General features: G+C 41.7%; 21 protein-coding genes and 1 pseudogene. 11 read left to right on the forward strand and 11 right to left on the reverse strand.

Translation table 11 applies throughout. The annotated features are described in order from the left end of the window. Positions 1–42: 42 nt before the first annotated feature. The 4 genes from TY16_RS19985 to TY16_RS20000 are packed head-to-tail and all read right to left on the reverse strand — an operon-like array spanning position 43 to position 4,165. Positions 43–1,233, reverse strand: a complete 1,191-nt coding sequence (locus TY16_RS19985; protein WP_231505654.1) for a Ger(x)C family spore germination protein — start codon at positions 1,231–1,233, stop codon at positions 43–45. Further along, positions 1,226–2,812 (reverse strand): spore germination protein, encoded by a 1,587-nt coding sequence (locus TY16_RS19990; protein WP_043933552.1) that lies wholly within the window; start codon positions 2,810–2,812, stop codon positions 1,226–1,228. Before TY16_RS19990 ends, TY16_RS19985 begins: the two co-directional genes overlap by 8 nt. Further along, complete coding sequence (locus tag TY16_RS19995; protein ID WP_043933553.1) at positions 2,799–3,923, reverse strand: GerAB/ArcD/ProY family transporter; 1,125 nt, start codon at positions 3,921–3,923, stop codon at positions 2,799–2,801. Before TY16_RS19995 ends, TY16_RS19990 begins: the two co-directional genes overlap by 14 nt. Positions 3,924–3,925: 2 nt before the next feature. Then, a complete protein-coding gene (locus TY16_RS20000) occupies positions 3,926–4,165 on the reverse strand; it encodes a hypothetical protein (RefSeq protein ID WP_043933554.1) in 240 nt (79 codons plus the stop codon). A gap of 155 nt (positions 4,166–4,320) precedes the next feature. Between TY16_RS20000 and TY16_RS20005 the strand changes: the two genes are divergently transcribed. Next, positions 4,321–4,605, forward strand: coding sequence for a hypothetical protein (locus TY16_RS20005; protein ID WP_081773048.1), 285 nt, complete (start codon positions 4,321–4,323; stop codon positions 4,603–4,605). 237 nt (positions 4,606–4,842) lie between these two features. After that, the gene (locus TY16_RS20010) at positions 4,843–5,196 is read left to right on the forward strand and encodes a hypothetical protein (RefSeq protein ID WP_043933556.1); all 354 of its coding nucleotides are present in this window, start codon (positions 4,843–4,845) and stop codon (positions 5,194–5,196) included. Between the two features lie 55 nt (positions 5,197–5,251). Here the strand turns inward: TY16_RS20010 and TY16_RS20015 are convergent, their stop codons facing one another. Both TY16_RS20015 and TY16_RS20020 read right to left on the reverse strand, forming a co-directional pair. Further along, positions 5,252–6,226: an aldo/keto reductase gene (locus TY16_RS20015; RefSeq protein WP_043933557.1), complete on the reverse strand. Its 975-nt coding sequence runs from the start codon at positions 6,224–6,226 to the stop codon at positions 5,252–5,254. Between the two features lie 37 nt (positions 6,227–6,263). Next, positions 6,264–7,142 carry a GNAT family N-acetyltransferase gene (locus tag TY16_RS20020; RefSeq protein ID WP_043933558.1) on the reverse strand — a complete coding sequence of 293 codons (879 nt, stop codon included), beginning with the start codon at positions 7,140–7,142 and terminating at the stop codon, positions 6,264–6,266. A gap of 121 nt (positions 7,143–7,263) precedes the next feature. Here TY16_RS20020 and TY16_RS20025 point away from each other — a divergent pair. The 3 genes and pseudogenes from TY16_RS20025 to TY16_RS25395 all read left to right on the forward strand — a co-directional run. Then, positions 7,264–7,915, forward strand: a pseudogene (locus TY16_RS20025) (ABC transporter ATP-binding protein); the annotation flags it as partial. A 256-nt stretch (positions 7,916–8,171) separates the two neighbouring features. Continuing rightward, the gene (locus TY16_RS20030; protein WP_043933560.1) at positions 8,172–9,128 is read left to right on the forward strand and encodes an ABC transporter permease; all 957 of its coding nucleotides are present in this window, start codon (positions 8,172–8,174) and stop codon (positions 9,126–9,128) included. A 139-nt stretch (positions 9,129–9,267) separates the two neighbouring features. Next, positions 9,268–11,130, forward strand: a complete 1,863-nt coding sequence (locus TY16_RS25395) for a GGDEF domain-containing protein (protein WP_052342805.1) — start codon at positions 9,268–9,270, stop codon at positions 11,128–11,130. A 53-nt stretch (positions 11,131–11,183) separates the two neighbouring features. Here the strand turns inward: TY16_RS25395 and TY16_RS20040 are convergent, their stop codons facing one another. The 3 genes from TY16_RS20040 to TY16_RS20050 form a co-directional block, all read right to left on the reverse strand. Then, the gene (locus tag TY16_RS20040) at positions 11,184–12,431 is read right to left on the reverse strand and encodes a GNAT family N-acetyltransferase (RefSeq protein WP_043933561.1); all 1,248 of its coding nucleotides are present in this window, start codon (positions 12,429–12,431) and stop codon (positions 11,184–11,186) included. 14 nt (positions 12,432–12,445) lie between these two features. Continuing rightward, the gene (locus TY16_RS20045; RefSeq protein WP_043933562.1) at positions 12,446–13,327 is read right to left on the reverse strand and encodes a GNAT family N-acetyltransferase; all 882 of its coding nucleotides are present in this window, start codon (positions 13,325–13,327) and stop codon (positions 12,446–12,448) included. A 66-nt stretch (positions 13,328–13,393) separates the two neighbouring features. Further along, positions 13,394–13,945, reverse strand: coding sequence for a transposase (locus TY16_RS20050; protein WP_052342806.1), 552 nt, complete (start codon positions 13,943–13,945; stop codon positions 13,394–13,396). A gap of 524 nt (positions 13,946–14,469) precedes the next feature. On the opposite strand from TY16_RS20050, the gene TY16_RS20055 reads away from it, so the two are divergent. Together TY16_RS20055 and TY16_RS20060 are read left to right on the forward strand one after the other, a co-directional pair. Then, positions 14,470–15,042, forward strand: a complete 573-nt coding sequence (locus TY16_RS20055) for an NAD(P)/FAD-dependent oxidoreductase (RefSeq protein WP_043933563.1) — start codon at positions 14,470–14,472, stop codon at positions 15,040–15,042. Positions 15,043–15,143: 101 nt separating this feature from the next. Continuing rightward, positions 15,144–15,719 carry a CBO0543 family protein gene (locus TY16_RS20060; protein WP_043933564.1) on the forward strand — a complete coding sequence of 192 codons (576 nt, stop codon included), beginning with the start codon at positions 15,144–15,146 and terminating at the stop codon, positions 15,717–15,719. On the opposite strand, the gene TY16_RS20065 is transcribed toward TY16_RS20060, so the two are convergent. After that, positions 15,692–16,681, reverse strand: a complete 990-nt coding sequence (locus TY16_RS20065; protein WP_043933565.1) for a GGDEF domain-containing protein — start codon at positions 16,679–16,681, stop codon at positions 15,692–15,694. The genes TY16_RS20060 and TY16_RS20065 overlap by 28 nt on opposite strands. Positions 16,682–16,709: 28 nt before the next feature. After that, complete coding sequence (locus tag TY16_RS20070) at positions 16,710–17,519, reverse strand: EAL domain-containing protein (protein ID WP_081773051.1); 810 nt, start codon at positions 17,517–17,519, stop codon at positions 16,710–16,712. A 134-nt stretch (positions 17,520–17,653) separates the two neighbouring features. Between TY16_RS20070 and TY16_RS20075 the strand changes: the two genes are divergently transcribed. The 4 genes from TY16_RS20075 (at position 17,654) to TY16_RS25400 (ending at position 21,997) form a co-directional block, all read left to right on the forward strand. After that, on the forward strand, positions 17,654–18,850 hold the full coding sequence (locus TY16_RS20075; RefSeq protein WP_052342808.1) for an NAD(P)/FAD-dependent oxidoreductase: 1,197 nt from the start codon (positions 17,654–17,656) through the stop codon (positions 18,848–18,850). A gap of 258 nt (positions 18,851–19,108) precedes the next feature. After that, the gene (locus tag TY16_RS20080; protein WP_043933566.1) at positions 19,109–19,801 is read left to right on the forward strand and encodes a response regulator transcription factor; all 693 of its coding nucleotides are present in this window, start codon (positions 19,109–19,111) and stop codon (positions 19,799–19,801) included. Continuing rightward, a complete protein-coding gene (locus TY16_RS20085; RefSeq protein ID WP_043933567.1) occupies positions 19,798–21,144 on the forward strand; it encodes a sensor histidine kinase in 1,347 nt (448 codons plus the stop codon). The genes TY16_RS20080 and TY16_RS20085 overlap by 4 nt, the downstream gene beginning before the upstream one ends. Before the next feature lie 73 nt (positions 21,145–21,217). After that, on the forward strand, positions 21,218–21,997 hold the full coding sequence (locus TY16_RS25400) for a PepSY domain-containing protein (protein ID WP_052342809.1): 780 nt from the start codon (positions 21,218–21,220) through the stop codon (positions 21,995–21,997). Positions 21,998–22,024 lie beyond the last annotated feature (27 nt).

Genomic DNA, 22,024 nt, shown 5'->3' on the forward strand with positions numbered 1-22,024 from the left:
ATTCAAATAGATTGCCTGGCTGAGCCAGGCAATCTTATTTTTTCACTTTAAATTTTGGAGGAAGCTTTTGGTTCGGATACCGGACCTTCGAATAATAAAGTTTACTTCTACATCAATTTCACCTTTTGTGAACACTTCATCCCAATTCTTTTCGACTTTATTGAATGTTTTAGGATGCTGCCGGTATAAGACTTCACCAAATCCAAAAATATCAGCCTTATATTTTTCTTGTGCTTTTTTTACGGTACCTTCAATTGTCATTTTTATATGGTCGGAAGCATAATCTTGAAGTTTTTCGTAGCTTTGGACACTTGAAAGATCCTCAGAGCATTGAGTGCCTTCTATATACCCAACCGCATGAATCCTCACATTTACTTTTGCCTTTCCATTAACCATATCAGCTTTTGTTTTTGTTTTGGTGTTATAGATCCTTAAGGTAACCAGTCCCTCTTTTCCACACGGAATGGCTACTGATGTCTGTAGAATGTCATCCTGCAGCCAAAGATAATTTCTTGTATGTTCCATGTTCATAAAGCCTTTCAGCCTGGCACCTTTAAATACCGCCATCGAGTCTGAAACGACCATTGTGTCAGGGGTAACCTTGTTCATATTCCCAACATTGCTGCCCCTTTCGGGGTCACCCGTTAATCTGACCGCTTGCATCACAGGCTGCCTTCCCGGGGATGTCAATGCTGAAACAACATCGTTTAAATGAACATTAGGGTCCCCGCCCCATTCCTTCTTCATCGTCCTCAACTGTGAAAATAATTTCAATGACGATGATTTCTGAACCTGATAGGTAATCTTTAGAATATCGGCAGCCTTTGCGTCTTTAGCAACAATAAAATTAAAATCATCCCTAATTTCCCGATTGCGTTCAAGATAATCGATAAACTCAAGCACTCCTTCTCTAGCCAATTCCTCACTTATGACCAGGACTTTCATGTGCGAATAAATTACATGCCTGCCAATGCCTGAATTCACTTTTCTGGCAAGCTCCGCAATAGAATCTCCTTCCATGGAGTAAACAACAGAGGCGGAAACACCGGTTGTTGTTTTCGGGTTTAACTCCCGCGCGTTTACACCTTCAATGCTGAATAAATATTTATGTTTTTCTCCCTTATCAATGGCCATTCCCGTAATAACCGAGATGGTGGATAGTTCCTTTTTATCCCAGCATCCAGTTAGAAGAAATACAGAGATAAGTATTAGCAACATACATTTCTTACTCACGGTCGTTCCCCCCGTTCATTGATGGAGGGGAAGGAGAGCCTTCCGCTGTTGTTTTTGAGGATTCCTCAGTAAGAAGAAACTTTGGCCGTTTCTTCATACCCCACCACGGGAAGCGAACAAAAACATCCTTCTGATCCTCGACAATAAATGGCGCAACGGGCGATAGATATGGAATGCCAAATGAACGCAGAGAACAAAGATGTGCAACCATGACGACCAATAGGAGCAGTACCCCATATAGCCCCAGGATGGAAGCTGCAATAATTAGGATAAACCTCATCAGCCGGGCCGCTGCAGCAAAATTGTATACAGGGGAAGCAAAGTTAGCAATTGCAGTAATCGCAACAACAATAATCATTGCATTTGAAATAATTCCTGCTTCAGCAGCAGCCTGGCCGATAACCAGAGCCCCGACAATCGAGACCATCTGGCCGATCATTTTAGGAGTTCTAATTCCTGCTTCCCTAAGAATCTCAAACGTTATTTCCATCAGCAGCACTTCAACAACTGCCGGAAATGGGACACCCTCCCTTTGTGAAACAATTGACAGCAGCAATGTTGTCGGAAGGAGTTCATGATGAAATGATAAAACACCCACGTAAACAGAAGGAGTGAGCAATGCCAGCATAAATGACAAATACCTGATAATTCGAAGAAATGAACCAAGGATAAACGATTGGTAGTAATCCTCGGAAATCTCGAAAAAATTAACAAAAACTGCGGGAACAATTAGACAAAAAGGGCTGCCGTCTACAAGAATGACAATCTTGCCCTCCATAATATTGGCGGCTGCTGTATCAGCCCGCTCTGTATTCATTGCCAGTGGAAAAATTGTTGCCGTTTTATCAACAATCATCTCCTCGACATTCCCGGACTCAAATATTGCAGACGTTTTGATTCTTTTTATCCTTTGTCTAACTTCATCTACTATCGAATCATTGGCAATTCCCTTCATATAAGCGATATAGACATTCGTCTTCGTATCTTCTCCCACAATAAAGTTCTCAAAGTACAGACGTTCGTTTCGTATCCTTTTTCTTATTAGGTTCACATTGACGGACAAGGTTTCTACAAAACCTTCTCGGGGGCCGCGAATAATCGTTTGTGCGGTTGGCTCCTCGACTGCCCTTTTTTCCTGGCTTGGCATCATAACCGAAATTCCCTGAGCCAATCCATCGAGAACGATTACTACCGACCCAGTCAGCATTGCAGAAATGATCTCTTCTTTCGTTTCGATAATCGTATGGCGGATACCACCGAATATCTCTTTGCAAAAACTGATAAAATCACGCGCCCCAGGGACAGATCCGTCATTTCTTGCAGCAAAAAGATTTGCCGTTGTTCGCTTAAGTGTCTTTTGGTCAATCATACTTTCCAAATAAAAGATATACCCTTTGCTGCCGAAAATCTCTCCCGATATCGCCCTCATATCCACTGAATTACCGAACGATTCATTGATTGCTTTGCCAAGCTCCACGATTGAAAATGAAGAAATTGGCTCTTTTTGTTTAGCTGAACTTTTAGGTGTTTGCTGCTTTTTTTTCGGAGCTTTAGCGGCAAGAAGCTTAAGAATGTTCATCGATTTGACCATTCCCTTTTTTTTGCATAATAAATAGTTTTATCATCATAGTTAAAAATAAGCTTACTGGAAGACCAATTTGAAAAGGCAGGTGCAAGTACTTCGGTACAAGCTTTATTCCTTCTTCAATATGGTCAGCGAAATTAACGGAGACGAGAACTGAGAACAAACACACTAACATCGCTCCCGGTAATGCGAAATATCGAAAAGGCAGGCGAAAAACATATTCCATCCCTTTGAGTGCGCCAAACAAAAAAACCGAGCTTTTTACCAGAATCCCAAGCAGCATGATGAATACGACTAAGACTTCAATCCTCTCAACAAAGCCTCCAATGGAAACATTCCGGGCTACGGTAAGCAAAGGAAAATTAGATCGCTGCATGGCATCGACACCTAGTGACGTAACCGTTAGAATCTCGGCAAGAATCAATAGAAAGGTTGCGGTTGCCAGCCCTAAAAACGCAACATGCTTTATATGGCTCTTCCTTGTTACGAGAGGAAATATTAACGTAAACGCAACCATTTCCCCATACGGAAAAGTAATTAATTCGGGAAACACCTGTTTTATAATTGGTGAGGCCCCATTACCAAATATGGGCAACAGCTGCTTTGGTTCTACTCCCCCGCTCGCTATCAAGAAAATCGTTAACATTAGCAAGAACAATAGTAAATAAGGAGAGAATATTTCATTTGTTCTAGCCAATACCTCTATACCTAAATACAGAATATAACCTAGGACAAGACACAACGTCAGGCTCATAACTTCCATAGGGGTATTGGGCAGAATCGCAGATGATAATAATTCGCAAAAGTCTCTGATGACCCTGGCTGCTAAATATGTAAAGTAAGAGATGTAAAAGAACGCAAGGATTATGCCAAGTTTCCGGCCGAAACAGAACTCGATTACCGTGTAAAGATGATGATTTTCCATTCTTGTAGACAGGGCATAATACAACCAAAGAAGCGCTACACCAAAAAGTGATGCTGCCAGAATAGCAATCCATGCATCATTGCCGGCTCCCTGTCCCAATCCAACAACAATTGAACTGCCGAGCTCGAAGTTGACAACCAGCATCAGAAGCTGGACCAATGAGATATTTTCTTTTGCCACTTTCAGCTCTCCTTATTGATATACCCTTTCTTCTTGCCAAAAAATAGACGGATATCCGAAGTAATACTAAAAGCAAACCCGATCAGCACACCACTAATAACAAACAACCTGCCGTAGAATACTTCTGAATCCACTATATTGGACAGCGCTTCCCAGAAACTGAATTTAAACAAAACCATATCGAAAATTGCCATCAGTCCAGTAATTAAAACCATTGTCAAAATATATGAAAATGTAATCACTGTTTCTCCTCCTCAGAAATAGGACTTCTTCTACTAGAGTGTCTGTAATTTCTTTTTTTATCCAAAGCCCTTGTTTTCACCCAAGATTAACAGTTGGGTTCACAATGGAGGACATGGCCACATAAACTATTGTGAATGGAAAAGGGGGGAAAGAAATGGACCAAAGACAAATTTTCGGCGGTCTCCTTGGTGGCTTTGGTAACTATCCAGGTTATGGTGGTTATGGCGGTTACCCTGGATACGGCGGCTATCCTGGTTATGGTGGATACCCTGGCTATGGCGGTTACCCTGGGTACGGCTATCCGGGACACCATCATGGGCATCACCATGGACACCATCATGGACACCACCACGGGCATCATGGCGGGCACCACGGCGGGCATCATGGCGGGCACCATGGCGGGCACCATGGCGGGCACCATGGATATCGAAAAGAATAGTATGAGAAAATAAGGCTTGGTTCTTCTTCGGAGAACCAAGCTTTTTTGTGCTCATGGGTTAATGTACGGTAAAAAAGAATGCTTTAAACCCAAATGCCTTTAGTCCTAAAAAACGGATTGGATACAACATATGTCTCTGTAAGGATTATTCTAATGAGGAATAAATGTTTATATTTCACTCTAAAAGGAAGAACAAAAGAGAGGTATTTTATATTTGATGATGAAAGGAGTATTTGAATGCATCTTGACAACTTTGAGAACCAGAAGGTCCAAATAAAGCTTCGAAACTTTCCTGTGGAGATGACCGGGGATGTAACAGGAATTTATAAACCGGATGAATGGTATCTGGCCAAACTAGTAAAAAGTGAAAACTCAGGCATCTGGGTGGAAAACCCATGCTATAAACAGACACTGGTCAGGGATGAAGACGGTACAGCCATCCCAGAAGAAAATCAAATTGAAGAAACCTGTGTCACCCATTTGCTTATCCGTTGGGAATACATTAGCTCGATCATTACCTTCCCTGAGAAGCAAAAAACAGGGGTTGACAAAAAAGCGCAACTGATTGGTTTCAGACCCGAATTTAATTAAAGTAAAGGCCCCGGAATAATAAGTTCGGGGCCCTTGGGTCGTTTCAATGCCATATTTAAGGAAGTCTTTTCCCTCTTGCGCTAACATAAAGAGAGTACCATTCTTCCCTTGTCATATTTTCAGCTTGATTGACCGCATCCTTGCAGTTTAGGATTCTTTCAGAATTAGTTGTCCCAATGATCGGCTGGATCCTGGCGGGATGGCGCATGAGCCAGCCAAGGACAATCGCTTCTTTAGTTGTTTCTTTATCGGAGGCCATTTTATCGACCAATTCCGCGGTAACTTTCTCGTGTTCAGTTGTAAATGCACCACTCCCGGTTAATATGCCTCGTGCCAGCGGTGACCAGGCCTGAAGCTGAATCTCCTTCCGCATGCAATGTTCGATCAGCCCATCCGCAAAATGGCTCTCCATCCCTGCAGCCTGGTTGACATGAATCCCCTGGTCAAGCCAGTCGAGCTTGCCAAGGCTCATTTCAAGTTGGTTTACTACCAATGGGATACCACTATATGTATGGATAAGTTTCATTTGCCCCACGTTCATATTCGAAACGCCAAAACTGCGCACCTTGCCTGTTTCCTCAAGCAAACGGATAGCCTCCCCTACTTCATCTGGCTCCATCAGCGGATCCGGGCGATGCAATAGCAATATATCTAAATACTCGATTCCCAGCCTGGAAAGAATTCCATCAACAGACGATAGAATATGCTGTTTTGAAAAGTCATAGCGCCCTGGTCCCATTTCATCCTGAAAACGAATTCCACATTTGCTCTGAATAACTATTTTCTCCCTTAACTCAGGCTTGCTTTGCAGAACCTTCCCAAAAATCGTTTCAGCCTTTCCCCTAGTGTATATATCCGCATGGTCAAACATTGTAATCCCAGCTTCCAAAGCGGCATTTACAGCTTTTTCAGCAAGAAACACTTGTTCACTTGTGATTGGGCTGTTATCCCAGTCCCCTCCAAAACCCATGCATCCCAGTACCAGCCGGCTATTTGTAATCCCTCTTTTTTCTAATGGCATATTCCGCAAAACATTCAGCTCCTCTTCTTTATTATTACTTTAGACTCTACGCCTGCGCAGTCAGTGGGTGTTTGAATACTTCGGGCAAGGTTGTTCCGTTATCCAAAAGTGCAAATAGAACTTCACTCCCATAATATTTTTCAATTTTGAAAGGAAGTTCCTGTTCCTCAGGTGTGAAATGAAGAATAGCCCTTTTTACAGCCCCACTTGAAATTCTTGAAAGAATTCGTTTCAAATTAACCTCTTTTTGAAAAACAAGATCGTAAACGTGCAAAACATCGCCTTCTTCTTCGAATATAGCAATGCATTCTTCCTCCTCAAGATAATAAATCCCTCCGGGGAACACGTTTAAGCTATGAAACATTAGTAGTTCCACAGAATTTAAAGCAGAAAAAGTATTGGAGACAGGCAATCTCGTTGAAGCGAATCTATAAAGAAAATTCCTGTCTGTGTTGTTTTCCATATTCAGTTTTCTTCCCTTACAAAAGGAGCTAGAGTTGCTTGTAACCTCCAATGAAAACACCTTTTCAGCGACTGGGAAAAGTCCGAATTTCGGATAAAAATCCAAAACGGTCTGGTTAGCAAACAGGTATAGCAGGTCATATTTTCCCTTATTATCCTCGAGGACACTTTCCATCAGTTTTCGTGATAATCCTTGTCCTCGATAATTAGGATGAGTCATCACTGTACCAATCTGTATTCCTTTCTTCTCCTCACCTTTGATGATAAGTCCAATTTTGTTAACCGAAACATTGGCTACAACTTTATCGTCAACTATAAAGGAGTAAGGTATATATTTTGATGTTAAATACCCCTTATCCATCCAACTATAAAAGGAAATCCCAAATACTTCACCAGCAAGCTGGTTGAAACTCTCCCTTAGTTCGAGAGAATCCAAATATTCTTTTAAAAACTTATATCCCATTTTTTGCTCCCCCATTTATACTGTCCTGTATATTTTACTCTTTCATACCATTTAAAACCAACAGATAGTACGGTACTATTAAACTAGAACACTGGTTGCTAGACAAATCTGGAGGCTTGTTATGGAAACTGTATTGGAATTAAGAAATGTAACAAAACAAATTAAGAATAAAACAATTATCAATCGGCTCAGTTTTTCCGTCCGGAACGGTGAGGTGTTTGGCTTCCTGGGGCCAAACGGAGCCGGAAAAACAACAACAATCCGGATGATTGTCGGCCTGATGGACATTACAGACGGCGATATCATCATTTGCGGAAAAAGTGTAAAGCAAGACTTTGAAGGTGCAATCCGCAATGTGGGCGCCATTGTTGAAAATCCAGAAATGTATAAGTTTCTATCGGGCTATCAAAATCTCCTTCAATACAGCCGTATGCAAGGTGGTATTCCGAAGAAAAAGATTGCAGAGATTGTAGAACTTGTAGGCCTGACAGACAGAATACACGATAAGGTGAAGACGTATTCTCTCGGAATGAGACAGCGGCTTGGCCTAGCGCAATGCCTTCTCCATGATCCGAAATTACTAATATTAGATGAACCGACCAACGGACTTGACCCGGCAGGGATTCGTGAAATCCGTGATCACCTGCGGATGCTGGCCAGGGAAAAAGGAATGTCCGTCATCGTCTCGAGCCATCTTTTATCAGAAATGGAACTAATGTGTGACAGGATTGCGATTATTCAGGAAGGAGAGCTGATTGATGTCCAAGATGTTCGTTCAATGATTGGAGAAACTCAGCAGGCTTATTTTTTTGAAACTGGCCCGTTAGATCAGGAATCCAGCTGGTTAATAGAAGAATGGAACGCCTGCCTTTCCCAAGATGGTTTTACAGCTTTGGTAACAAGGGATAAGGTTCCTATTTTGCTAAAAAAACTTATCGATTCGGATGTGTCTGTATTCGGGGTCAGAGCCGAAGCGAAAACTTTAGAAGACCGTTTCCTTGAAATAACCTCTGAAAGGGGAACGGCAGAATGAAAAACCTTGTCATAAATGAATTAGTTAAAATTTTCAGCCGTGCTGGAACGTATGTGATGATTGGTCTGGTAGTTGTTCTCGTCATGGGGATGGCAGGCCTGTCAAAGTACGAAGAAATGGAAAATCCGCCGAAGGAAAATACCCAGTGGAAGTTGGATCTCGAAAAACAGCTGATCAATGACCGGGCTACCCTGGAGGATTTCAAAGACACGAACGCCAATTTAAAAATGTTTTATGAACGCGAAGTTGCCGTAAAGGAGTATCAAATCAAAAATAACCTGGCACCTGAAACAGGAACAACTGCCTGGTCATTTGTAAGGGACTCAAAGAACTTCATTAGCCTCGTTGGCTTATTCGCAATTGTGATTGCGGCGGGGATTGTTTCTTCGGAATTTTCCTGGGGTACAGTAAAGCTCCTTCTCATCAGGCCAATGGGGCGCTGGAAGATTCTTCTTTCCAAATATCTGGCGGTCCTTTTATTTGGGATTGGGCTTCTAGCCATCCTTTTTCTCCTATCATTCTTTATTGGGCTTGCCCTCTTCGGGTTCCCGGATAGTCCGGCTCCGCATCTAGCCTATTCTAATGGTCAGATTGTCGAAAGGAGTGTTGCTATACAGCTTCTAGCCGAATATTTACTTAATTCGATTGATGTTTTGATGGTGGCGACTATGGCGTTTATGATATCCGCGGTATTTCGGAATAGCTCACTGGCAATTGGGATTTCCCTGTTCCTCCTCATGACTGGCAGTACAATTACTATGCTGTTGGCAAGCAAATTTGAATGGACAAAGTTCTTTCTGTTCGCCAATACTGATTTAACCGTATATCTTGATGGAACTCCTCCAATCGAAGGTATGACATTGGGGTTTTCAATTAGTATGCTAATTATCTACTTTGTTTTGTTTCACTTCCTTGCTTTTTACGTATTTTCAAAAAGGGATGTAGCTGCATAGGCTAGTGCGGGAGCACCCTTGTTTGCAATTCAAGTTCAAAATAAAACCCCGGTTTTTTAACCGGGTTTTTTACTTTATCCTTCAAAATTTTCCATACTTAAACAGCAATCATGCTGTATAATTATCTTGGGTGATTTGTGTGATATATCGTACACTGATAATTGTTGGAACATTATTAACCGGACTTTACATATACTCGATAAGTAATACAGGACTATCGGACCCAATCCCATTCCTGGCCATTTTGCTTTGCCTTTTTTCTCTCATCCAGATACATCTTGCAGAAAAAAACCGGTCAAAGGTAAAGAAAACACAGGAAGAACTTATCGAAAACAATCTCCGCCTTGAATCCATTTTCAGCCATTCCGCGCTTGGTATTTGGCTTGCCGACAAGGATGGCAATCTAATTGATGCAAATCCTAAATTCCAGGAAATGCTTGGGTTTGCAAAAGAAGAACTTTTAGGTATCTCGTTTCTTGAATTTACAAATAGAGACGATTTTGAAAAGGATAAAGATTTTTTTCGCCAACAATTGAAAGGAAAACTGCCTTATACAAAGGAGAAGCGATTTCGGAGAAAGGATGGATCAATATTTATTGGTAAGCTATGCGTCTCGTTTGTCCTGGACCCATCAGGTGATGTGTCATACGCAATAGCCAACGTCGAAGATATCACGAAAGAAAAACTGCTGAAAAAAGATCTGGAGGAGAGCAAGAAGCGGTACCGTGATCTTGTTGCGTATTCCCCTGAACCAATAGTTGTCCATCGTAAAGGGCAAATTATCTTCGCAAATAATAAGGCTGCTTCCCTCCTTGGCATGTCAATTAAAGAAATCCTTCAGCGTCGTATTTACGATTTTATCAGCCAGAGCTATCATAAAAAAACCAATGAAGTGCTCACTGAACTTCAGGAAACTTGGGGTGAAACCGAAATCCGGAATTTAACTATTTCCGCTCCAAATGGAAGGAAAATCACCATCGAGATGACTCATAAGGCGATTGAATATGAAGGTGAGCCCTCAATCCTCGCGATCTTCCGCGACGTGACTGCGAGAAGAAAGCTTGAGAAAAGTCTGCGGAAGGCAAATGAACGGTACCGGTTCATTACGGAAAACTCAAAGGACATGATTGCATTCCTATCCCCAACCGGCGTTTATGATTTCATATCAGCATCCTGCAGGGAAACGCTTGGCTTTGAACCAAATGAATTGATAGGTAAAAACGTCTTTAGCTTTCTTCATGAGGATGATGTCGAAAAGTTCGAGCAACGGAGGCTGCTTTTGGACGAGAAAAAAGAGGACTATTTCTCACTCCTCTATCGTTACAAAATAAAAAATGGCGGTTTCATTTGGCTTGAAACGGTTGCAAAATCACTCCGGAATGATAAAGGTGAAGTCGAATCGATTTTGGCAGTTTCCCGTGATGCTACCCAACGTATGGAAAAGGAAGCGAGCCTTGAATCAGCGAATGATTTTTTAAAAATGTTATCATCCATGGATGGATTAACCGGCATTCCAAATCGCCGCTATATGGAGGAATCGTTAGAAAAAGAGTGGGAACGCAATAAGCTGCATGGCACCCCTCTTTCCGCGATTATGCTCGATATAGATTGCTTTAAACAATATAACGATACATTTGGACATCTTGCCGGGGATGATGCCTTAAAGAGGGTCGCTTCTACGATTCGTGAAACAGTAAAACGCCCGCGGGATTTGGCGGCCCGTTATGGCGGTGAAGAATTTATCGTTCTTCTGCCGGAAACCGATACAGCCGGCGCAATGATGATTGCCGACACGATCAGGAAAACAGTAAGAGACTTACAGATCCCCCATTCCGCCTCGGCGGTTGATGAAGTTGTCACTGTCTGCGCTGGGTATGCGACCATCGTCCCTGACAATCAATTTTCACCGCATCACCTGTTAAGTGCAGCGGATGCCGCCCTCTACAAGGCTAAAAGAGCAGGAAAAAATACAAACCGCGAAAAGAAAGACATGTCTGTCTAATCGAAAGGGACGCACCGCAACGGGTACGTCCCTTTTTTGATAGATTATAGAAATTAAAACGCCCTCATGCAAATTGGTTTTTCTGGCGATTGGAACGCTCTTACTACCATTTCAAAGAAGGAAGAATCTGAAATTCGCAGCCTGCCATAACCATAAAGCCGCCTTGCATCCACCGCACCAATAAACAAGGAAGACAGGTCAGCAATGTCCAACTCGATATCAAATTCAGCTTCCTGTAATTCGGCCGTTGAAATTATCCCGTTTGTAAAGCGCAGTCCGAGTTTACGAGGTTCATTTAATTCAAAGCTGTCGGTTACTGTCAATGAAAAGCAGGTGCTCACTCCGTTAAAATTACGTCCTTCAAGGTCACTTATTAAAGAATCAAAATCTAGCACTTTGTACATGATTCCTACCCCGGCTGTATTGGATTCGTGGTAAACGCTCGGAATCAGGTTGCCGCTGCCATTACGGACATCCCCAAGCATAAATTCAAGTGCGTCATCCTGGGTATTAATTATTACCCGTTCTATCTGGTCAGATTGGGTGTGGAGAAATGTGGCCAAGCAGGCTAGAGCGTCCGGCGTTTCATACACCATTTCCCTGATTACCAGATTGTTGCGCAGGAAATTGCTGCTTGCTGCTGGTTCGAACCCAAAAATAAGATAACCTTTTAATTGGTCTCCTTCAATCGCTCCTACAACCCGATTATCCGGATTTTTAAAGATGGCAGCTGAATCCCAATCAGTTTTCATTATCATTCCATGTGTCCTGGCAGCATATCGATTATGGCATTCCTTAATTTTCTCTTGGTCCCCCGCTGTAAGCAGGGATAGTCCTTCCTTGCTTACCAGTGGAAAGCTGTTCGGGGTTATTCTATATTGGTTCATTTTTGGACCATAACCAAACCCCATTTTTTTATAAAAATCAGGTCGGAATGGGTATAGCATAGCGTAAGAAACGCCTTGTTCACGGAAGTGGCGGAGGTAGAATTCAACCAGCGCCTTGGCCACCTTCTCTTTTTTATGTAAAAGATCGACCGCAACAGAGCCTATCCCGCCAGTGCGGACTATTATTCCAAAAAAATTCATCTCAAAAGTATTAAGCCTCATTCCGCCTAGCAGCTTACTATCTCTAAATAGCCCATAATATTCTGTGTTCCCTGATTCTTCTTGGTTCTTAAAATAAGTATCGGCAAGCTTTTGCTTATATTCATCGGTATTTTCCCGATTGGCTGGATACGCCTGCACTGTGATATCGGCAAACTCCAAAAGCTCTTCTCTATTAAGCTTCTTTATTTCCATACGTATTCCCTCCACTAGACCATTTTCTTGTTCATCATCACTTGATTGACAAATGGTTTAAAGCCGATTTTCTTTAGAACTTCATGGGGGAGTTTGCTTTTTTCCAGTGGAAGGTTTAGGACTACCCTTCTGATATCATCATCAAACGGGCCGAAACAGTAGTTTACTAGTGCCTGTATGATTTCACGGCTATCTGCTCTTGTTTCATCGGATTCGCACTGGTAAATAGTCGTTGCGATGTGCTTCCCTTTTTCATTGAATGCTTTCCTAAAGTATGCATATCCTGCGTCCCGGCCGTTTCCGTCAGCCAGTATAACAGCTTCTGCATCCCGGGCGCTTTGCCAGTGGGTTTGCCAAGGATTCTCACCTTTATAAAATGGCAGCAGGCCTGCCTGAATTGGATATGCTTTACGTAGTCTATACGTTGAATTATGTGCAATTGGATTTTCGGTTAGTTTACCGGCCAGTTCCAGATACTCAAGGTTATCAACTATTTCGTAACCGACACTTTCATAAAGCGCAATCGCTTTGTCATTACCCGTAATGGCTTCAAGCATCGCGAGTTCAACGCCCTCTTGTTTGTAAATATCGAGCGTTGCGTTGATTAGCGCCCGGCCAACGCCTTGTTTCCGGAACTTTGTGGCAACCGCAGTCCCGCCGTTCCAGGCTATTTTCGTACCATTGATCAATCGGATACCGTTAACGATAAGCCCGGCAGGCTCTCCATCGAAGAAAGCGGCCACACTCAGTGAGGGTTTTAGATTCTCCATCGGAAACCTTCTTAGAAACATTTCATGTGTCATGTTCAAATTAACAAAATACCCCTCAAAACCTGTGTTCCATGCTGTCAAAGCTTGATCATATGTACATTCAGTAAGCCTCTTTATCTCCAGCATTCCCGCTCCCCCATTTTCTGTTTTTATTACCATACTTTCTCAGTTTAAATGGCAGTGGTGGTTTGGTCAAAAATGATGCAAAGGCGAAGGGGAATAGTGATAGCTAAGGTAATTTTCGGTTTGAGGTTCAGGAAAAAAGGAAAGGATTTTGTTTGTGGTAACCAAATCGGAATTTCCAATACGGGCGTAGATGGGGTAACTGCTCCAAATGTAGTCCTCCAACTTTTTGACCAGACCTGCTTTAAGAGGATTCAGGTGGATGTACTTGCTTAGGTCGACTACATACCTCCAGCTATCTACAAGAACAGCACTGTATCGTTTATCAAAAACATGGCCGGAATGACCATTCTTTTTATTGAAGAAATTTCTATAATTCCAATTGATGAATTGCATGATTTTTGATATAGGATGGGAAATTGTTTCGATTTGCAGATGGACGTGGTTTGTCATTAAGCAGAATGCGTGGAGTTTGAAAGGATAGCGTTTCATTGCGATTTCCAAGAATAATAGGAATGCCTGCCTGTCCTCATTGGAGTAAAATAAAGCGGCTCTTCTGGTTCCGCGGCAGGTGATGTGGTACATAGCACCTGGAATCCACTTTCGATTTCTATTATACAATTGAGACAACCCCTTTTAGTTAATTCTGATGGAGATATGTGGTAATAGTTTGCAATTTGAGTTTACCTTTTTTTGGTGGGTATTACAAATTTTGAATGATAAGAAAACAAATTGTATTTTCCGTGAAACATCTCCGGGCGACTAGTTAATTTTCACTACATTGATTTTAATTTTATGGTTGTTTAGAGCCATGTTAATACAATTTTATAGTACTCTATAGTATGGTTACTGCCAGTTAGTAACTAACCCCTGCACGGCATAGACTAGTCCCTGCCTGACAGCTACTAGTGATTTGTCCGCTAATAAGTTCATCAATCACTAGTCGCATCTAAGTCATTGACTAGTTAATAATTTACCAACCTAACACTTTTTTACTAGAAAATAAAAAAATGATATTCAACAAAACTTTACACCCAAAATAGTACTAGTGAACCCTCCCTCATCAAGCACATTAATTGACCTTCTGGAAGAAATTACACTACAATTATGATGTTTGATTAAGTACATAAATAGGAGGCTGCAACATGTTTGATATTGTTATTATTGGAGCAGGTCCTGCTGGATCCAGCGCAGCACTTTTTGCCGCTAAAGCAGGTAAGAAAACCGTTGTCATCGATAGCGACAAAGGCATGACGAAGCGCGCATGGCTAGAAAATCATTACGGCGTCAGTGAAATTTCCGGTCCTGACTTAATTGAAACTGGAAAAGCACAGTCGAAAAAATTCGGCGCCGAATATGTTGAAGATGCTGCTACCAGCGTTGAAAAAATTGAAGGCGGATTCAAAGTTGCGACAGAAAACAATGGCAGCTATGAAGGTACTCATGTTATTTTTGCCACTGGTGTATCGGTGGACCTTGCTGAAAAGCTTGGTGTTGCGACCAAACCTGGTACAGAGCCAAGAATCAAGACAGTACTTGATGTAGAGACGACAGGTAAGACAAATGTTGAAGGTGCCTGGGCAGCTGGAACTGTAGCTGGTGTTAGCGTCCATACTATTATTACTGCAGGAGACGGTGCAAAGGTAGCAATCAACGTTATTAGTGTGTTGAACGGCGAGCGCTACGTTGACCACGATGTCCTGAAACCAAAAGAATAAACTGAACCGACAGAACGGCCATGCTCATGCAGGGCCGTTTTTTCATAACTATTCCTTTTTTGGGAGATAATAACCCCATCATTCAGACGGGTGGACAAAGCATGTTAGACCGCAGCATAATTATTTTCCTTGTAACTGCAGGCCTGGCAGGAACCTTATGGGTCATGCGCAATAATTGGAAAAGGTATCTTCTCTTGTATATTATCAGTTCATTTACAGGAAACTTAATTTGCTATACTTTTACAAGTGTGGGTTTATATACGTTTCCGTACATTCCCTTCCATGGCGGGCTTATTATGCCAGTAGGGATTGTGGCGACAGTTTTCCCTTTCATTGTTCTGATCGGGGTCCGCTTTGCTCCAGAAAAATGGGCATGGAAGATTCCATTTTATTGGGGTGTCGTCCATTTAGGCCTACTTGGCGAAGTATTATTGAAGTATACCGCCATTTTTAAGTTTAATTCAGCTTGGGATTTGTGGGATTCATACACAATTTGGTGGATATATCTACTTTTATTCGACATCCTGGGCAGAAAAATAGTTCCTTTGGATTCTCGCAAACCCATCCCAGACTCTACTTTCCGTTATGGGAATTGGGGCTGGATTATCATTCATGTCATTTTGATTGTAACGATTTTCCTTGCAGGTGTTTATACTGGGGTGACTTTATTTAAATGAGCTTTTTCACAATCTTCAAGGGTTAGGTATACGCTCTTTTTCATAGCTTTACATCTTTGTTTTAAATCTGCGGATTGCTTGCTCAGTTCATCAACAGAAGAATAGTGACGTGATTTGTTTTGCATGACCGCAATCGAAATACCCATTAAAGGGGTATCTTCTAGTTTTCCTCTTCGGTTTACAGCCATAACATACCCACGTTCAAGTTCTTCTTCGGAATAATATACCCTTGCCATAGAATCGAAGCGGTTAATGATTTCAGTACAGATCGAGATATAATCATGATACGGAACAATTCCAATAAAATCGTCACCACCAATGTGGCCGACAAAACAAGTTGAAGTTTCTTCTTTACAAATCGCATCACTAATAATTACTGCGGTTTTTCGTATAACCTCATCGCCCCATTTAAAACCATATGTATCGTTAAATACCTTGAAGGAGTTTATATCCAAATAAAAAATTGTATATTTATCATAATTCAAAGCCTTGGATAGTGCTTCTTTTATCCCATGATTGCCGGGAAGTCCGGTCAAAGGATTTGAGTAGCGGGCAATTTCCACTTGGATCTCCGCCATTTTGATTAACAGATTCTTTATACTGACAATCCCAAACATACTGCCTTCTAGAGTAACAATGACATAATCATAAAGATTTTCCTGGCTGCGCTTCATAGCTAGTGAGCTTACTTTTGATATTGGTAAAGAATATTCAACAATCAGAGGATTTTTGTTCATGACGAGGTCTACTGTTCGTTTTATGAATAGGTCAAAGCCATACTTTGCTGAAAGCTTTTGGTAAAACTGTGTTTTCATGACAAGACCCAGCGGCTGATTGTTTTTTACCACAACAATTCCTTCAAGGGAAGGATCTTCCTTAAAAGATCCATACACATCCTCACACTTAACACTTGGAGGAACCACGAGGACCTTTTCTGCAATTTCCCCAATCATAGTTTGCATTCGACAACCTTCTTTTCTAGTCAAAGTATTATAGTTGAGCAGGTCTTCCTAAATAAAATCCCTGCCCATATTCCACACCTGCCTGCCTGGCTATTTCAACCTGCTCCTCTTTTTCTATCCCCTCGAGTGTTAAGGGTACCCCCTCACTTTTGAAATAAGAGGAAATCCAATGCAGAAAGTTTTGCTTCTTGACCGACTGTTCAAGCCCTGCACAAAAGTATCTATCCAATTTGATAAAATCCGGCTCTAATTCAAGGGCAATTCTTAAAGAGGATTGCCCTTTTCCTAGATCATCCAGAGCAAATTTAAAACCGGCTCTCTTTAGTATACCAATTCCTTCCTTTAATTTGGAAACATTCTGAACACTTTCTGCCTCGTTTAGTTCAAATAGGATGTCCACTGGTTCCAAGTTCACGTCTTCTACAACATTCATAAGGCTATAGTAAAAGGAGCGATCCATAAGTGTGGACGGAAATATATTAACAGATAGTTGCAGGCCAACCCCTTTGTTGCACAAATCAAAGGTAGTAATACTATTTAAAGCAGAATTCATATCGAGTTCAAACAATTTTCTTTGTTTTTTTGCCAAAGAAAAAAGGTTTTCAGGGCTATGTATTTTGGTACTTCGAATCAAACTCTCGAATCCGAACAATCCCCCTCCTTGCAAGGAATAGATTGGTTGGAAAACATGTGATAAATGTCCTGGGTAAAAATATGACTTAGGTCCAATATGTTGTCCGACAACATTCTTCAAAAAATCCACTTCCCGAAAAGTAATGTTCTTCTTTTTACATTGTATAGTGCGAATGTTAAGAGATTGTAAGCTTAATGTTAACATTGGCAAAAATAGCTAAAAAATTGTATCCATTTTCCTAGTGAAAATAATATTAAAAATTTGTTCACTATTTCACTTAAAAGATTGTGAAACTTTGAGCATAATAAAGTATACTATATACAAAAGGAGTGATTCGGATGGTAATGGTAAATAAGGAGAAAATTGTTATTTTAGGTGGAGGGTATGCCGGGCTCTTAACAGCCGTCACTCTTCAGAAAAAGGTCCATGCAAAACGTGCCGACATAACCCTTGTCAACAAGAACGACTACCACTACTTAACAACGAAAGTTCACGAATCCGGTGCCGGCACAATTCCTGCAGAGTCAATTGTCTTCCCTATTAAAGAGTTGATTGACACTGAAAGGGTTAATTTCATCAAGGATGAAGTAGTTAGTATCGACTTGACGAACAAGAGTGTCACATTAGGAACAGGCCAGCTTTCTTATGACTACCTTGTCATTACCCTTGGCGGTGTACCAAAAACATTCGGATTGCCTGGCATAAAAGAAAATGCTTTCTTCCTTTTCGATTGGGAAGGCACAAATAAACTTCGAGACCATATAGAAGAACAATTTGAACAGTATACGGTGGATCAGGACGAAAAGCGGCTAACCTATGTAATTGGCGGAGCAGGTTTCTCGGGTATGGAATTCATTTTTGAAATGGAAGAAAAAATGCCTGAACTATGTAAGGAATATGGTGTCGACCCTGACATAGTAAAGGTCATTTGTGTCGAGGCAAACGATGATCTTCTCAAAGGCTATGAATCTTCCATGGTTAACGATGTCAAAAAGACCTCTACTAAAATGAGCTCTGAATTTAGGACTGGAATCGCTGTCTCTTCCTGTAAAAAGGATAAAGTTATTTTTACAAATGGGGAAATCATTCAAACAAATACATTTATCTGGGCAGGCGGTGTAAAAGGAAATCCTATCGTGGAAGGCCTTGGCTTTGAGACTATTCCTGACGGTCGAGTAAAGGTAAATGAATTCTGCGAGGTGCCTGGACGCCGAGATGTCTTTGTTCTTGGCGATGCATCTGTCAGCTTTTCCCCTGAAGGTATGCCGTATGCACCAACCGCACAGATTGCCCTGCAGCAGGGACAATATTGCGGGTATAACATTGCCTCCAAAATATATGGCATGCCTGCAAAGCCTTTCAGATATATACACCGGGGAACCGTTATGAGCATGGGCCATAAGAATGCAACTGGCATCATCTACGGAAAAGCCATTCATGGCAGATTCGCCCACTTCATGAAATGGGTCATTGAAAAACGTTATTTCTTAATGCTTGGCGGACCACGACTATTGATAAAAGAAATTAGGAAATAAGCTAGTTTTACAGTTTTGCAGCCGGCTACAAAGCTGGCTGTTTTTTTGTATCACAGATTCTTATTCATTGTCTCACACCCTCTTCTCTTTTGTTACTCTCCCTGACAGTACCATCCATTTTTTTATAAAAAGCTTGGTTCCAGGCAGCCTCCTCCAGTGTTGTCACCAAGCGGAAAAACTTTCTCATAAATCCTATCAAGGATATAATCGTATAAAGGTTTATACTGAAATACGAACACGCTTTATTGGAGGTACCAAATGACGAGTATATTAATTATTGAAGACGAAGAAAAGATTGCCAGGGTACTGGAGCTCGAGCTTGAATTCGAGGGTTATACCGTCACGAAGGCAACTGATGGGATTGAAGGACTTGAAGCATACCGGACTGGTGAATGGGATCTGATTCTCCTTGATGTTATGCTGCCTGGAATCAGTGGGATTGATCTGTTAAGAAGGATTCGTGCCAGTGACAAGGAGACAAGGATTATAATGCTAACCGCAAAGGGCTCAATCGAGGATAAAGTGACTGGCCTCGATCTTGGTGCTAATGATTATATAACCAAGCCGTTTCAAATTGAGGAGCTGCTCGCCCGAATCCGCGCTGCATTGAGGCTTAAACTTGCTGCACCATTAGAAGAGGTGGATGAGGATATTCTTGCCTTTCTTGATTTAAAGCTTAACCAAAAAACGCGCGAGGTTTCCCGCAAAGGTATTTCAATTGAATTGACCCCCCGCGAATACGATTTGCTAGTTTACTTGCTTTTGAACCGGAAGCAGGTTTTGACGAGGGATCAAATCCTTGAGACAGTCTGGGGATATGATTTTGCTGGAGATACTAATGTTGTTGACGTATATATACGTTATCTTCGCAAAAAGGTTGATTTGCCTGACTTACCATCGCTTATTCATACAGTCCGGGGCGTCGGATATGTTCTAAAGGAGCCAAAATGAAACTAAGTGCGAAAATTAACTTATTAACATCTGCACAGTTCGCCATTCTGATTATAGTTATTAATATATTGATATACATAACGTTCAGCAGCTTGTCCTATACAAACGCTATGAATACTGCAGAGGCTGAACTTAGTAAGACTGCTGCTAATATCAACAGGTTAATGGGAGAAGTACCCGAAGCAGATCTTCTTAGAGCCTATATGCCTGTTAACGGTATGATTCAGATTGTGGAGCAAAAAAACAAGGGCAAATCTGCAACCTCCCCTTCTGAGCAAAAACTAGCAGATCGGAAACCAACATATTTTAGCAGCGAGGAAAGCAGACGGATTGAGTATGGTGGTAAGCTTTACGCTTTTCAATCTACACCAATTATTTTGCCGGATGGTAATGTTGCAAATCTTCAGCTGACTTCGAGCCTCGAATCCGTTACTGAAATCCTGCGGATGCTCCGCCTTGTCCTGATTGTCGCTACCCTTTTTGCTCTCATCCCAGTTGTAGCCTCCAGCGCATTCCTTGGAAGGCTTATCACTAGGCCAGTCACGTCATTGACCAGGACAATGTCCGATATCAGGCAAAGTGGTGAATTTAAGCGGCTTACACTTGAAGGAAAATCAAAGGACGAGCTATATGAAATGAGTGAAACCTTTAACCATATGATGGACCTGCTTGAAGAAAACTTTGAAAAGCAGCAGCAGTTTGCTTCCAATGCGTCGCATGAACTAAAAACCCCGCTAACCATTATAGAAAGCTACTCCAGCCTCCTAAAAAGACGAGGCTTGAATGAACCCAAGCTGTTTGAGGAATCAATAGAAGCTATCCATTCTGAGGCAGTTCGGATGCGGGAAATGACTGATCAGCTACTTTTGCTTGCGCGGCATAGCGGTGAGTGGGACATGAAAATTGAAAATACAAATATGTCTTCGCTAGTAATGTCGACAGCCAAAGCATTTGAGAACGCTTATGGACGTGAGCTGGTGCTTGAACATAATGGGAGTCCAATAATGGTTGCCACAGATGAACAAAAACTGAAGCAGCTGCTTTTCATTCTCCTCGATAACGCCCGAAAATACAGTGAAAAGCCAATAACCCTTTCGTTTGGCGCAACAGGGAAGCAAGCCTTCATCCATGTTATAGACAAGGGGATGGGAATTCCAGAGGAAGATTTATCAAAAGTGTTCGACCGTTTTTATCGTGTTGATAAGGCGAGGAGCCGAAAGATTGGTGGATCTGGTTTAGGCCTCTCCCTTGCAAAGGACATTGCCGATGCATTGGATATTGAGATACAGCTCCAAAGTATTTACGGCCAGGGGACAACGGCTTCCCTGCATTTAAAATGCTGATTCTCACTAAATTTTAATGTTCCTATGTAAAAATTAGCGTATAGAAAAGCTAATAAAGGCGGTGAACGTACTTATGAAGAAGAAATGGCTGGCCGGCATTGCTGGTATTTTAATTATTGTTGCTGCCGGCTTTGCTATATGGCAGCTTTCTAAACCTGGAAACACCTCCGCCACCGAACTCAACAAACAGGAAGTGCAAACTTTGATTAAAAATCAACTCGGAGGAAAAATAACGACTTTAAAAGAAAAAAAGAAGGTTTTTCATGCAAAAATGGAAAAGCAAGACCACATTTATGAGATTGAGGTCGATGCCGAAACGGGTGACATTATCAGGCTTGAAAAGGTTGGGACGAAAAAAACAGAGAAACCTCCCGTTTTATCCGAGGATGAAATAAAAGAAATTGCCCTTGCAAATGCTGCAGGTACTCTTTCATCTCTGTCCAAAGCACAGTCCCATGGGAAAACAGTATATAAAGCAGTCGTGAAAAACAACAAACAAACAACGAATCTCACTATAGATGCTGCAGAGGGCAAAATCCTTTCAAAAACCAATGAGCCTGTAAATCCTGTAAATCCTCCAAAACAAATTAGTGAAGCGGAAGCCGGTGAAATTGCAGTAAAACAAGTAAAGGGTGAAGTGGATGATATCAGCCTCCATTCCTCGAAAGGGCAGACCTATTACTTATGTGAAGTAAATACCGCTGATGGCCGTGAAGCAACCGTTCAGGTCCATGCCATAACAGGCGATGTTATGTCTGTTGCTTGGGATGATCATGGCGGCGATGATAATGACGATGACGGTAGCAACGATGATAATGATGATAATAACGACGATGATGGTGACGATGGATAAAGTGAACCTTCCATCAGTGGGGGGGGG

Origin of the sequence: Bacillus sp. EB01 (assembly GCF_000613125.1) — a bacterium.
Classification (GTDB): domain Bacteria; phylum Bacillota; class Bacilli; order Bacillales; family Cytobacillaceae; genus Bacillus_D.